Source organism: Tolypothrix sp. PCC 7712, assembly GCF_025860405.1.
GTDB classification, from domain to species: Bacteria; Cyanobacteriota; Cyanobacteriia; order Cyanobacteriales; family Nostocaceae; genus Aulosira; species Aulosira diplosiphon.
This window is the reverse complement of record NZ_CP063785.1, coordinates 1,686,062-1,700,210: the sequence shown is the minus strand read 5'-3', so window position 1 is coordinate 1,700,210 and position 14,149 is coordinate 1,686,062. Positions and strand designations below refer to the sequence as shown.

Here is a 14,149-nt window from a genome sequence, read left to right as displayed (position 1 = left end):
AAAATCGTAGCTTTATGCACAAAATTCCAGATAAACTTCAACTTTGCAATTAATAGATTTATTCCGCCGACCTAAGATTAAGAAATTCACAAATTTAGAACTCCTTGACAGATGATTTAAGAGAGTGGTATCAATAAACAGATTTGACTCTAGCGGATAAATTGCTCTGAAATCTATAGAGGCAATCGTTATTATTTAGTGGATGGTTAGTTGATCCATCCACACTGCGAGATATTTTAATAACAACCTTGTCTTAACAGATTGGCAATTTCACAATGACAGTGTTCTGTCAGTTCATTAACAACAGTTTTGGCTTGTTTTCTTTGATATTGTTTTTGATGTTGGGGCTTAATCCAATAAGGATTACCAATTAACACAGCAACCCGACGATAAATGACCAAAGGATGCCAACCCGGTTGATTAAATAAGGCTTCTGAAGGGTCAAACAAACTCAACAACCTTAAAGGTACACCAGAGGTATTTACTTCTTCTAGAGAGGCGATCGCAATGGGCAGAATTGCCAAGTCTCTCACAGATGCTCGTAATGCCAAATGGGCAAATCCACGCTGAAATTCGCCTAATTGATTTGGTTGGGTAGATTTTACCATTGGTGCAGTGCCTTCAGGAAACACCCCTACCATTTGCTGGGATTGCAATAGTACCTGAGATTGAGCAAAAAAGCTCTGTTGTCGATGTTTGATATCCTCCAAAGGAAAGCAACCCAATTGGCTGGTTACCAATTCCCGCATAATTGGTACTTGTCCCATGTAGTGATGGCAAGCAAAGCGGATAGGACGCGATAGCGCTGCCATTAATACTAAAGCATCCATAAAACTGCGGTGATTGCTGACAACTAACACACTAGCGTCATGAGGAATCCGATTCTCATAATAGCGAAACATTTGCGTTGATAATGCCGCTAATGACCAACGAGAAATGTCTAGAGGGCTATTTAGACTCATAAAAATCAATATATTTTTCTGAAAATATCGCAGCTGATCTTGACTTAAGATTTACATTTCTTCACTCCTATCACGACCGTCTTAAGGTAGAAATGTCTAATTATCAAAAACAACGATATTTTCTGAGTCTAGTTTTTTGTGTTTTTAGCCACAATAAGTGCGATAAAAAGCATTACTAACTATTGTTAGTAGCTAGTTAAAATCAATTAGGAGAAATCAGCTGGCTTTATGTCAGGCATAAAATAAACTGTGGTCTCTCCAGATTTGCTAATATTAAGGTGTCATTTGAAAAAACAGGAGTAATGTTATATAATTACGTGGTTTTGCTGACATAAGTAAGAGATAAAACGTTTTAATAAGTTGCTTTTTATTTTGCATGAATCTAATAAATAAAACAGAAAAGACATTCGCACTCACCACTCCCCTATATTATGTAAACGATGTCCCTCATGTAGGTAGTGCTTATACGACAATGGCAGCAGATGTGATTGCCAGGTTTCAGAGACTGTTGGGGAATCAAGTACTGCTGATTACAGGCACAGATGAACATGGGCAAAAAATTCAGCGTTCCGCAGCAAATTTAGGCAAAGAACCGCAAGAATTTTGTGATGAAATATCTCAAAGCTTCTTTTCTCTGTGGCAGTTACTAAACATTAAATACGATCGCTTTATTCGCACTACTGATACTCGCCATGAAGCAATTGTCAAGGAATTTTTTGATCGAGTATGGCAAGCAGGCGATATCTACCAGGGGCAACAAAAAGGATGGTACTGTGTATCTTGTGAAGAATTTAAAGAAGAAAGAGAACTCCTAGAAGGAAATCGTTGCCCAATTCATACTAACAAAGAAGTTGAATGGCGCGACGAACAAAACTACTTCTTCCGCTTATCTAAATATCAAACCCAACTCCAAGAACTGTACGAGTCTCAACCAGATTTTATTCAGCCTGCAAGTCGTCGTAATGAAGTCCTCAACTTTGTCAACCAAGGGTTGCAAGACTTTTCGATTTCGCGAGTGAATCTCGATTGGGGTTTTCCTGTACCTGTAGATCCTAAACATACTCTTTATGTTTGGTTTGATGCATTGCTGGGTTATGTCACAGCATTATTAGACCCCGATGCAGAGCCAACTTTAGCCAACGCCCTAAGCAAATGGTGGCCAATGAATTTGCACCTAATTGGTAAGGATATTCTCCGCTTCCATGCAGTGTACTGGCCAGCAATGTTAATGTCAGCTGGCGTACCATTACCACAGCAAGTATTTGGGCATGGCTTCTTAACCAAAGATGGTCAGAAGATGGGTAAAAGTCTGGGTAATACCCTCGATCCCATAGAACTAGTCGAGCGCTATGGTAGTGACGCTGTTCGTTATTACTTCCTTAAGGAAATTGAATTTGGCAAAGATGGCGATTTTAATGAAGTTAGATTCATCAATGTTTTAAATGCAGATTTGGCAAATGATTTAGGCAATTTGCTCAATCGCACCTTGAACATGGTGAAAAAGTACTGCGGTGGTAATGTGCCATCAATTGCCCATGAGACGATTCCGGCTGACAATCCTTTAAAAGCGATTGGGCTAACTTTAGGGGAAAAGGTGAAAAATGCTTACGAAATGTTAGCTTTCAATCAAGCTTGCACAGAAATTCTCTTGCTGGCGCAAGCTTGTAATAAGTTTATTGATGAACAAGCCCCTTGGACATTATATAAGCAAGGACAGCAGCCAGAGTTGGCACAAGTGCTGTATGCAGTTCTAGAATCAGTTAGACTAGCAGCTTATCTGCTATCCCCAGTGATTCCGAATCTCAGTAGCGATATTTATCAGCAATTGGGCTTTGGAATTAACTTTAACGATCAGCTAGAAGTTGCCAATGCTGCCCCTTTTCGCCTTCATGCAACCTGGGGCATACTATCCGATAAACAACAGTTGGGTACACCCCAACCAATATTTAAGCGGATAGAACTGCCAAAAAACAATTAGTACTTTGAATTTTTGATTTTGTTCAATCTCTAATTTTGTCAAAAAAATATCGGGGCACTGAATATTTAGCCCCGGAACATTATCATAAACCGTTCTAACTTGCCTGTGAAAACTATTTTTTTAGTATCAAAAATAACAAGCATAAAAACTGAGGTATGACATCAATGTTGAATAATTTAGAAAATGACTCAATATTTACACCGGAACAAGTTTTAGAGAATAGAGGTCGTGTAGCCATATTTATTGATGGCTCAAATCTATTTTATGCAGCACTACAACTAGGAATTGAAATTGATTACACTAAGTTACTGTGTCGATTAACTGGCGGTTCGAGACTATTGCGTGCTTTTTTCTACACAGGAGTAGATCGCACCAATGAGAAACAACAAGGGTTTCTTTTATGGATGCGTCGCAATGGCTATAGAGTGATTGCTAAAGATTTAGTACAGCTACCTGATGGCTCAAAAAAAGCCAATCTGGATGTCGAAATTGCAGTAGACATGATGGCTTTAGTTGATTCTTATGATACAGCAGTCTTAGTCAGTGGCGACGGCGATTTAGCCTATGCCGTCAACTCAGTTAGTTATCGGGGTGTCAGGGTAGAAGTTGTCAGTTTGCGTTCCATGACTAGCGACAGCTTAATTAATGTTAGCGATCGCTATATTGATTTAGAAGCCATCAAAGAAGATATCCAAAAAACGCCTCGCCAAAGCTACCCCTATCGACCTTTATCAAGTATGGGCTTTTTGGAAGATCCAAGAGAGACTGACGGACATTTAGAAATTCAAGATTAATGAAGCAGGAAGCAGATAAGCATCAAGGGAGCAGTGGTTTAGCCAAAGAGGGGGGAAATAAGAGATATTCCCCCCAATTCTTTTTATTCCCATCTCTAAATGCTACAAACACCAAAGTTAATTGGCATCGTCTATCGTTAACATTATTTTTAATAGTTGGGTTATTTGCTTGTAGTGGGAGAAATACTAAAAATCCAGCAAATAACTCAGATACATCTGGACAAAATACAGATAGTAATTTGACATTTTTTAATGTAGCTTTTGAACAGTTTGATGAAGTAGGGCGACCAATTTGGAAAGTCAATGCTAAACAAGCAAAATACACCAAAGAAAAACAAATTGGTCAAGCAGAAAGTCCCTATGGTGAACTGTATCAAGATGGCAAAATAGTATACCAAATTAAAGCAGAACGGGCAGATATTGAGCAAGATGGCAAGCAACTATTTCTCAAAGGAAAAATAGTGGCTACAGACCCTCGTAATGGCATAGTATTGCGAGGTAATGAATTAGAATGGCGACCCAAAGAAGATTTATTAATTGTTCGTAACCAAATTAACGGGACTCATCAAAAACTACAAGCAGTAGCCCAGGAAGCCAAAGTTAAAACCCGCGAACAGCGTATGGAATTTTCTGGTGGGGTAGTCGCCAACTCCACAGATCCGCAATTAAAAATGCGAACTGAGCATTTAATCTGGCAAATTAAAGAAGAAAAATTAATTGGCGATCGCCCCGTACAAATTGACCGCTACAAAAATAATCAAATTACTGACCGTGGACGAGGAAATGCTACGGAAATTAATTTGAAAACCAAAATTGCCACGGTGACAAAAAATGCCCAGCTAGAATTACTAGACCCACCAATGCAAATAGCTAGTAACTCTATGAACTGGAACATGAATACCGAAACTGTCACCACTACTTCACCTGTGCGTGTCTTTCATAAAGCGGAAAATGTCACAGTAACCGCAAACCAAGGGGAAATGAAGATACCACAAAAAACCGTTTATTTAACAGGCAATGTCAACGCTATTGGTCAGCGTCGCCAGTCTTTAAAGTCGCAAACATTAACTTGGTATCTAGACAAGAAATTAGTAGAAGCGCAGGGTAATGTAGTGTATCGACAAGTTGATCCACCATTAAATTTTGCCGGGGAAACAGCGGTAGGTAATCTGCAAACCGAAAACATCGTTGTTAAAGGCGGCAATAGTGGCGGTAGGGTAGTTACAGAAATTATTCCTCAAGAAAAAGTGAAGGGGCAATAATTATTGGTCATTGGTCATTGGTCATTACACAAAGGACAAAAGACAAATGATAAAGGACAAATAACTAACTTTTGAACAGTATTTGATTGCGGCTATTGGCACCGAGTTCCGGTAAGGTGTTGATGGTGGAATGAGGAGTTAGGGCTGCGGGGATTTGAGGTGCTACTTGCAATTTTTGTACCAAACGTTGTAAGAGTTGGTCTTGTCCAGTACGGAAACCAGAGACGTTATTACCACGGTTAATAATGGCAAACCAAACCAAACCGCGATCGCGTGTTGGCATCACACCAGCTAAAGCACTCACATCTCGCAAAGTTCCAGTTTTCATCACTGTACCCGCCGGCATATGTCTAGCGTGCAACGTGCCTCGGTGATCGAACCCAGACATGGGAAACAAATCCGCTAAAGTGAGATTACGAGCCACTGATTCTTGTTGTATTGCCATTAACATCGCACAAACAGCACGGGGAGAGATGCGATTTTCTGGGCCTAATCCTGAACCATTAATTAACTGAATTTCTCCCTCTGGCACTCTAGCTAGCTTTGCCGCAGTAGCTTGAACTACAGTATGACCTCCTACCGACTCTGCAAGCATTTCTGCTATATCGTTGTTACTATAAACGTTCATCTCTTTGATAATTTGTCTCATAGGCAAAGAGAGATGACGAATTAGCACCGCTTGTTGTGGGTTTGCTTGCGGTTCAACTTTTACAGTTCCTGCGATCGCTACTTGGGGTTTTGGTGTGCCCTTGGGCATAATTGAGTATGTGTAAATCGCCGGACGAGTCCAAGTAGCAGAATTTAGCGCTTGCTTAAATAATTGCCCTGCTAATAGGGGGTGACGTTGAAAATTCATGGCAAAAGAGCCAGTAATCACCAAATTTCCCTTGACCTGCTTAATACCCATCTTATTGAGAGCATTACCAATGGCGATCGCTTCTTCCCAAACCATCATGGGATCGCCACCGCCATTCACTACTAAATCACCTTGCAATACACCATTCGTAACGGGCCCTGTAGCACTAATTACAGTCTCAAATTGATGATCTGGGCCCCAAGTTTTAAAAGCAACTAATGAGGTAGCAATTTTAGTTAAAGATGCAGCCGGTAAAGGTGTTGTTCCTTCATGATTAGCCATCAACATAGGCCCTGACTGCATCCAAATTCCCTGGCTTGCTGTCAGATTTTGTGCAATGAGTTTTGATGTAATTAAACCTTTTAAATACTCTTGAACTGTATTAGCGCTAGCTGGATTGGGATCAGGCGCTAGCACTAAGCCAGGGCTACTTTGCCAAGCCAATGCATCTAAAGCATCTAAAGGCTTAATTTGTAATCCTGCCATTTCCAGCCACAACGATACTAAACCTGAACTCAATAATTCCAGCATTCTTTGTTCCTCTATCAGGATGTATGAAGTTATTTACTGTGCTAATATACAAGTTTTTGTGAAGCTCATCAGCATGGAGTCATAATAACTGGTGTTTTCCCTATGAGGGAGTAGGGTAGATCACATATATCACATATATAAGATGTAACTTTTTAAGCAGCATTAAATAGCACATTGTAGAAGTTACTGACTATCAATATGCTGAAGGCTGCGACTCACAGTATATACCAATAAATTGCAATGTAAATACCTGAATAAATTCTCAATATTCATAGCACAATCAGGTTAAACTTGAGCCTGTAACCTAAAATTACGTAGCTGGAACTTAATGACAAGCAAATTTTTCAGCCTTGCTATTTAAAAGCACAATAGCTGACTGCTGCAAGTATTAATATTTCCAGAGTTTATCAGTTTTCAGTGCAGTGGCGTTTCAGGAACAAAACCCAACTTATCCCAATTTGAAAAAAGAATGTGACAGATCAACAGAGCCAAAGCCTGATTCTGTCTAGATTCTTAATTTTGAATTGGTATTAGTTATTGGGATGTTGCCAACATTATTTGAATTAGTATTAAATCTATCAATGATGATTAGCAATAAAATATACCTTAAAGGTACAGCACCAACAAAATTTTGTTCTCTACAAACATCTGATTGATGCTGTACCCCTACTCTAGAAGTTGCTAGCTTTAGTAACTCTATCTGAGAAATTTTCAAAATAAATGTGTAATTTTGAATTGCATATCTCAGTACTATTTCCTTTCTGGATGTCCTGTATCCTCTACAGTATGAACACCCATCTGATTGATAACAGCAATCATTTGATACAAGCGCCCTAAATCCCGTTGATTGAAGTAAAAAACCAGACGGGGTAGATTAACTGTCTCATCTTGTCCTTCTTGAGATAATGCTTGACTTTTTTCAATCTTTCCTTTAACTAGAATATCGCTGAAACTAGCATTGAGTTTTTCGACCTCAGTGTTAGATAAATCTGTTGTCAGCCGAATCACCAACTGATCGCCCACATAACGACTAGAGTGATAAACCTGGTAAAAACGGGTAATCGCATTACAAGCTACATCTAGGTTGTCTGTCACTGTATAAAGACTAGGGTCTTCAGGGCTAACAAGACCTTTTTGCACTAGTTGCTGGTCTATATAATCACTCCAAGACCGCCAGTAATCACCACCAGGGCGATCAATTAAAACTAAAGGTACTGGGCCAAATTTACCTGTTTGGCTCAATGTCATGCACTCAAAAGCTTCATCTTGGGTACCAAAACCACCAGGAAACAAAGCAACAGCATCGCTTTCTTTTAACAGAAATAGTTTACGGGTGAAAAAATATTTAAAATTAATCAGCTTAGGATCACCTTCAATAAACGGGTTCGCCTGCTGCTCAAAAGGTAACTGAATATTTAAACCAAAAGAATTTTCGCGCCCAGCACCTTCATGACCAGCTTGCATGATTCCACCACCACCGCCAGTCATCACCATAAATCCCAGTTGAGAAACAACAGAAGCAAACTGCAATGCCATTTTATATTCTGGGGTTTCTGGCGCTAAACGAGCCGAACCAAAAATCGTAACTTTGCGAACGTGTCGGTAGTCATAAAAAAGTTGAAAACCCCGTTCCATGTCTGCTAAAGCCGCAGACAATATTTTCCAATCGAGGCGCTCAATGTTACTATCAGCCAGGCGTACTATAGTAGCAAGTGCCTGTTTGATAAGTTGCTGATTTTTTAACGTCGGTAACCGATCAATTAATTCAGCGATATCCGCCTGTAGAGACTCTAATGTATCAAACGACGCAGATGAAGTCATGATAACTGCTGCCACAATGGCTTTATATTTTATCTAATTTTGGTGTGCTATTTATCAGCTGCTTCACGTAGCCGTTACGCCGATCGCTAAAAATTTTTGTTTATAGACCGACTAGGCAACAGGGCTTAGAGAATAGAGGCTGGGTAATCAAATTTTTACCGTGATTAGCTTACTGGAAAAAGCCCTGAGTCAAAAAGTTCATGATTTCTTTCTCCTCTGCTCCTCTGCTCTCTTGCGTTCTTATCTCCCTTCTCGCCTATTATGGATAGCAACAAAAAGCACCTTTGGCTAATTATCAACCAAGGCGCTCTTACCGCTACTCTACGGACAGATTTACGTATACATGGAATTAACAACTCTAAAAGCCTTGACAATCGGCTTTTTGGTGCTTTTGTAGACGCATAGCAGTGAGACAGCGCTGCATAGATCAGCTGCTATTAGAAAGGGTCGCCCTGCATTGATTACGGAGTCCGCAGTCAGGGGTTTGCCCTTGATGAAGTGCCCAGTGATTTTTAGACCCCTTCTCGGGGCTTCCCAAGGAATGTGGAATGTTGATTTCCGCCGCGCTGTGGTAGGAATGTATCAACAGCAATAAAAGAGTAAATTTAGCTGCGGTAAATTTATACAGATTGAGCTATGTAAAAAGTTTTATTGAGACGCGAAACATCGCGCCTCTCAAACTTTACAAAAATTGACCTAAAAGCAAGAGCAAATGGAAAAATCAGAAAGCTCTGATTACCAATGAAGTTTCAAAGATACTTTTCCAATGTGCTAGCTAATGTAGTTTTAGGCACGGCACCGACGACCATATCAACTTTTTGCCCACCTTTAAAAATCATTAATGTGGGGATGCTGCGGATGCCGTACTGACTAGCAACATTAGGATTCTCATCAGTGTTGACTTTTACAACCTTGAGTTGACCTTCGTACTGAGCGGCGATTTCTTCTACAACAGGGGCTACCATCCGACAGGGGCCACACCAGGGTGCCCAAAAATCAACTAAAACAGGTACTTCACTGTCGATGACTTCTTGCTTAAAGGTAGAATCGGTAACTTGTGCGGCTGCTGACATGCCTAAAAACCTTGCCAATTATATTTCTGCGTTTCGTGAAAATTCTACCATAGCAAAAACGGTTGCTTGGAAGCGAACGGATGTACATTTGCAAAGAAGCTTGAGAATTTATTTCTATTTACATAAGGAACCGCCCGAACAGTAGTCCGGGCGGAGTGTGGTGTGAGGAGTGAACGGAAACATGCGTCTCCGCTATCTCTATTGTAGGCGACATATGTAATTTTTCCAGTGGTTGTTTAAGACTCTGGAAAAATTTCCTGATGGATTTGCCTGAAATATCTACTAGGGATTAGGTATTAGTATTGGATATAGGGCATGGGGCATAGGGCATAGGGCATGGGGCATGGGGCATATTTTTTATTTAATCTTTGGCATTTGTCAGCAGGAAGAGGAAACAGCAAATTTGATGATCAAATTTATTTCACTTTTCCTGTGTGCCGCTGCTGCTTCCTTTTCCCCAGTCCCTAATCCCTCAACCTCTATTTACCCATACCTAATTGTTGAGCTTTTTGGTAAACTTTACCTTCAGTTAGCAAGGAAGGAGCAATCACAACTTCAACTTGTTGCATTTCTTTGATGTTTTTAGCTCCCAATGTACCCATACTTGTTTTTAAAGCTCCTAAAAGATTATGGGTGCCATCATCAAGTGCTGCGGGGCCGATGAGAATTTGCTCTAGGGTACCAGTGGTAGCAACACGAATGCGGGTACCACGAGGCAGTACAGGGCTGGGAGTTGCCATTCCCCAATGGTAACCTCGTCCAGGTGCTTCGGCGGCTCTGGCAAAGGGAGAACCAATCATTACGCCATCAGCGCCACAAGCAATACACTTACAAATGTCACCGCCAGTGATTAAACCACCATCAGCAATGATCGGTATGTAGTTACCTGTTTCCCGATAGTAATCATCGCGTGCGGCGGCACAATCTGCGATCGCAGTTGCTTGTGGTACACCTACACCTAATACACCGCGTGAAGTACAAGCAGCACCAGGGCCAATACCTACCAATACACCAGCCGCCCCTGCTTTCAATAGATCTAAAGTCACTTCGTAGGTGACGCAATTCCCCAAGATCACAGGGATGGGCATAGAACGGCAAAATTCTGCTAAATCTAAAGGTACGATTGACTCTGGTGAGAGGTGTGCCGTAGAAACAACAGTAGCTTGTACAAAAAATAAATCTGCCCCAGCTTTGGCTACTATCTCACCAAATTTACTGGCTCCGGCAGGTGTAGCACTAACTGCTGCAATACCACCTTGTTGCTTAATTTCCTGAATACGCTTTTCAATTAATTCCGGCTTTATTGGTTCAGCATACAGCTGTTGCATTAGGGAAACAAATTCATCTTTCCCTACAGCAGCAATCTTATCTAAAATCGGATCTGGATCAGCATAGCGAGTTTGGATACCTTCTAAGTTGAGGACACCTAATGCTCCCAACTGCGACAAACGTACAGCCATACGCACATCGACTACGCCATCCATAGCACTGGCAATAATGGGGATTTCTCGCTCAATATTACCAATACGCCACTTAGTATCTGCCAAGCTCGGATCTAGTGTTCCTCTGCCAGGAACTAAAGCAATTTCATCAATTCCGTAAGCTCTCCGAGCTGTTTTTCCCCGCCCAAGTTGAATGTCCACGCTTTAACTTTTCTCAAATCTGTTTAAGCTAGGGTATCAAATTGTGGGCAAAGTTGGTGCGATTTTTTTCCAAGTAAATGTCAAGATCCAAACAATTACAAGGTGAGGAAAAACCTGGTTATCAGTTTCTGTGTTGTCATACTTAGGAGCAAACTCACAGCTAACCTGCTACCCGTGATGAGTGCAACTAACAAGCCAAATTATTTTCTCTGTTCCCTGTTTCCTATTCGCTTGTTTGTGCCAAGTTAGTGTTGTTATAGTTTCTCAGAAAATGACAATTCATGTGATAGTTATTACGCATCTGAAATTTGTATTTTTTTAGTCCCTGATTTTTATCAAGGCTGGTAATAATTCTAGTATATAGGTCGTAATTACTGATGGTGTGGTCAGAAAAAATTGTTGCCGTTCCGCATTTTGTTTTTACTAATACATGATTTCGATTAACTGCTACTAAGTTATTAACAGCTTAGTAGCGACAGAGTAATTCGCTAACTGAAAGTCTCAGAAGTGATAAGAGAAAATAAAGAGGATTATTAAAGCTAAAAATCACTCAAATAAGCCCAATAACAACATTTAATAGCCTCATCCACTCTCTTTCTCCTGGCAATGGTTTCTCTGATACTCATACTTTTGCGTATCCGCCTGCTGACTTCATGAGGATCGGAAAACAGTATTGGCTCTTTAGGGGCGAGAATTGTTACGATAATTTCAGATTAGATATTGAAGCCTTGATCCAGTCTGAAACCTTAGAACTACTAGAATGGAATCGCCTCTGCCAGCATCTTGCGACATTTGCGGCAACTAAGTTAGGGGCGATCGCAGCACGTCATCTGAAAATTCCCGATTCTCAGGCGGAAAGTACGCAGTTGTTGGCACAAACGAAAGAAGTTTACCAACTGGAGAGTCGTATATCCCCCAGTTTATCCTTTGAGGGGATTCAAGATATTGGTGATTCCCTGGAACGGGCAGAACTCCAAGGGATTTTGGGCGGAGATGAATTGTTAGCGATCGCAACTACTCTCTCTGGCAGCAGGAACTTACGCCGAATCATTGATAACCAGGAAGATTTACCCATATTGACAGAGCTGGTTGCCGATTTACGGACTTATCCTGAACTTGAACAAGAAATTCACCGTTGTATCGATGAACGAGGGCAAGTAACCGATCGCGCCAGCCAAAAGCTGGGAGACATTCGCACGGAATTGCGGAAATTGCGGAGTCAAATCACGCAAAAACTGCAAAATATATTACAAGCGAAGTCTGGAGCAGTTCAAGAACAACTGATTACCCAAAGAGGCGATCGCTTTGTAATTCCTGTCAAAGTGACACATAAAGACGCTATCCCCGGTATTGTTCATGACACCTCTACTAGTGGTGCCACTTTATATGTGGAACCTCATAGCATTGTGCCTTGGGGGAATCAATTACGTCAGACGATCAGACGAGAGCAAACAGAAGAAGAAGCGATTAGACGCGCTTTAACAGAGCAAGTAGCAGCAGTTAAACCAGATTTGGAGAGATTGCTAGCAATTGTTACCACCTTGGATTTAGCAACTGCGCGATCGCGTTACAGTTTTTGGCTAGGGGCAAATCCTCCCAGATTCATTGACTGGGCGGACACAGAAAGCATCACCCTGCGCCAACTGCGTCATCCCCTGTTGGTGTGGCAGCATCAACACGAGCAAAGCCCAGCAGTAATTCCCGTAGATTTATTGATTAACCCCCATATTAGGGTAGTAACTATTACTGGCCCTAATACAGGCGGTAAAACTGTCACCTTAAAAACCCTGGGCTTGGCAGCATTAATGGCCAAAGTCGGCTTATTTGTACCAGCCCGCGAGCCAGTAGAAATACCGTGGTTTAGCCAGGTATTAGCCGATATTGGCGATGAACAATCGCTACAGCAAAGCTTATCCACTTTTTCTGGTCATATCCGCCGCATTAGCCGGATTTTAAATGCAGTGGGAAGTGAACAGGGATCGGGGACTGGCGACTGGGGACTGGGGGACAACGAAGAATCATCAATGCCCGATGCCCAATGCCCCATGCCCAATGCCCAATCCCTAGTGTTACTCGATGAAGTAGGCGCGGGAACCGATCCAGCCGAAGGTAGTGCTTTAGCGATCGCACTCCTGCAATATCTTGCAGATCATTCGGGGCTGACAGTGGCGACAACTCACTTTGGAGAATTGAAAGCGCTGAAATATGAAGATGAGCGCTTTGAAAACGCTTCTGTAGAATTTGATGAAAGTACCCTATCACCAACTTATCGGTTGTTGTGGGGAATTCCCGGACGTTCCAATGCTTTGGCAATTGCCCAGCGCCTAGGGTTAAAACTAGAAGTTGTCGAAAAAGCCAAAACCCATCTGGGAGGTGCAACAGACGAAGTTAACCAAGTAATTGCGGGGTTAGAAGCCCAACGCCGCCGCCAAGAAACCAAAGCCGCAGAAGCCCAAAATTTGTTGCAGCAAGCTGAACGTTTATATAAAGAAGTTTCCACAAAAGCGGCAAACTTACAAGAGAGGGAAAAAGCTTTAAAAGTCTCCCAAGAAGCAGCCGTACAACAAGCGATCGCCCAAGCTAAAGGCGAAATCGCCCAAGTAATAAGGCGCTTGCAACAAGGGACACCCACAGCACAAGATGCTCAACAAGCTACCAATGCTTTAAATCAAATTGGGCAGAAATTTCAGCCAGCCGCACCAGCCAAACCCAAAGTGGGATTTATGCCCAAAGTAGGCGATCGCGTCCGGATTTCTCAGTTTGGGCAAACAGCAGAGGTGTTAGTTGCTCCCGATGAAGATGGTGAGTTAACTGTGCGTTTTGGCATCATGAAAATGACAGTCAAGCTGGAAGACATAGAATCCTTAGATGGTCAAAAAGCTGAACCCATCGTCAAACCAAAACCAGCACCAGCACCAGTTACCCCAGCTGCGCCACCAGCCCTAGCAATTAGGACTTCCAAAAATACAATTGATATCCGAGGTAAGCGTGTAGCTGATGCGGAATTGCTTTTAGATAATGCACTTGCTGAAGCTACAGGGCCAGTATGGATCATTCACGGACATGGTACAGGTAAACTTCGCCAAGGTGTACATAACTATTTGCAGCAACACCCCAGAGTCAGCAAATACGAAGCTGCAGAACAAGTAGATGGTGGTAGCGGTGTCACCGTGGCTTACGTGGGGTGAGGGATTGGGGAACTCGGGGCCCCCTCTGGGGATAAGGGGTA

Annotated in this window: 10 protein-coding genes; 5 read left to right on the top strand and 5 right to left on the bottom strand. The window is 41.8% G+C overall.

The window, feature by feature from the left end:
* Window positions 1–236: 236 nt before the first annotated feature.
* Window positions 237–962, bottom strand: coding sequence for a lysophospholipid acyltransferase family protein (locus HGR01_RS06860; RefSeq protein ID WP_045869188.1), 726 nt, complete (start codon window positions 960–962; stop codon window positions 237–239).
* A 376-nt stretch (window positions 963–1,338) separates the two neighbouring features.
* Between HGR01_RS06860 and metG the strand changes: the two genes are divergently transcribed.
* The 3 genes from metG (at window position 1,339) to lptC (ending at window position 4,996) form a co-directional block, all read left to right on the top strand.
* Window positions 1,339–2,940 (top strand): methionine--tRNA ligase, encoded by a 1,602-nt coding sequence (metG, locus tag HGR01_RS06855; protein ID WP_045869189.1) that lies wholly within the window; start codon window positions 1,339–1,341, stop codon window positions 2,938–2,940.
* A 164-nt stretch (window positions 2,941–3,104) separates the two neighbouring features.
* Window positions 3,105–3,734, top strand: coding sequence for an NYN domain-containing protein (locus tag HGR01_RS06850; protein WP_045869190.1), 630 nt, complete (start codon window positions 3,105–3,107; stop codon window positions 3,732–3,734).
* Entirely contained in the window at window positions 3,734–4,996 is a 1,263-nt protein-coding gene (gene lptC / locus HGR01_RS06845; RefSeq protein ID WP_045869191.1) for an LPS export ABC transporter periplasmic protein LptC, read from the top strand. The genes HGR01_RS06850 and lptC overlap by 1 nt, the downstream gene beginning before the upstream one ends.
* 64 nt (window positions 4,997–5,060) lie before the next feature.
* On the opposite strand, the gene HGR01_RS06840 is transcribed toward lptC, so the two are convergent.
* Window positions 5,061–6,383 carry a D-alanyl-D-alanine carboxypeptidase gene (locus HGR01_RS06840; protein ID WP_045869192.1) on the bottom strand — a complete coding sequence of 441 codons (1,323 nt, stop codon included), beginning with the start codon at window positions 6,381–6,383 and terminating at the stop codon, window positions 5,061–5,063.
* 750 nt (window positions 6,384–7,133) lie between these two features.
* Entirely contained in the window at window positions 7,134–8,204 is a 1,071-nt protein-coding gene (locus tag HGR01_RS06835; protein WP_045869193.1) for an LOG family protein, read from the bottom strand.
* A gap of 261 nt (window positions 8,205–8,465) precedes the next feature.
* Between HGR01_RS06835 and HGR01_RS06830 the strand changes: the two genes are divergently transcribed.
* Window positions 8,466–8,609 (top strand): hypothetical protein, encoded by a 144-nt coding sequence (locus HGR01_RS06830; RefSeq protein WP_168160950.1) that lies wholly within the window; start codon window positions 8,466–8,468, stop codon window positions 8,607–8,609.
* A gap of 344 nt (window positions 8,610–8,953) precedes the next feature.
* Here HGR01_RS06830 and trxA read toward each other — a convergent pair whose 3' ends face one another.
* Together trxA and HGR01_RS06820 are read right to left on the bottom strand one after the other, a co-directional pair.
* Window positions 8,954–9,277 (bottom strand): thioredoxin, encoded by a 324-nt coding sequence (gene trxA / locus HGR01_RS06825; protein WP_045869194.1) that lies wholly within the window; start codon window positions 9,275–9,277, stop codon window positions 8,954–8,956.
* A 479-nt stretch (window positions 9,278–9,756) separates the two neighbouring features.
* Complete coding sequence (locus HGR01_RS06820) at window positions 9,757–10,920, bottom strand: GuaB3 family IMP dehydrogenase-related protein (RefSeq protein ID WP_045869195.1); 1,164 nt, start codon at window positions 10,918–10,920, stop codon at window positions 9,757–9,759.
* A gap of 728 nt (window positions 10,921–11,648) precedes the next feature.
* On the opposite strand from HGR01_RS06820, the gene HGR01_RS06815 reads away from it, so the two are divergent.
* Window positions 11,649–14,108 (top strand): endonuclease MutS2, encoded by a 2,460-nt coding sequence (locus HGR01_RS06815; RefSeq protein ID WP_045869641.1) that lies wholly within the window; start codon window positions 11,649–11,651, stop codon window positions 14,106–14,108.
* Window positions 14,109–14,149 lie beyond the last annotated feature (41 nt).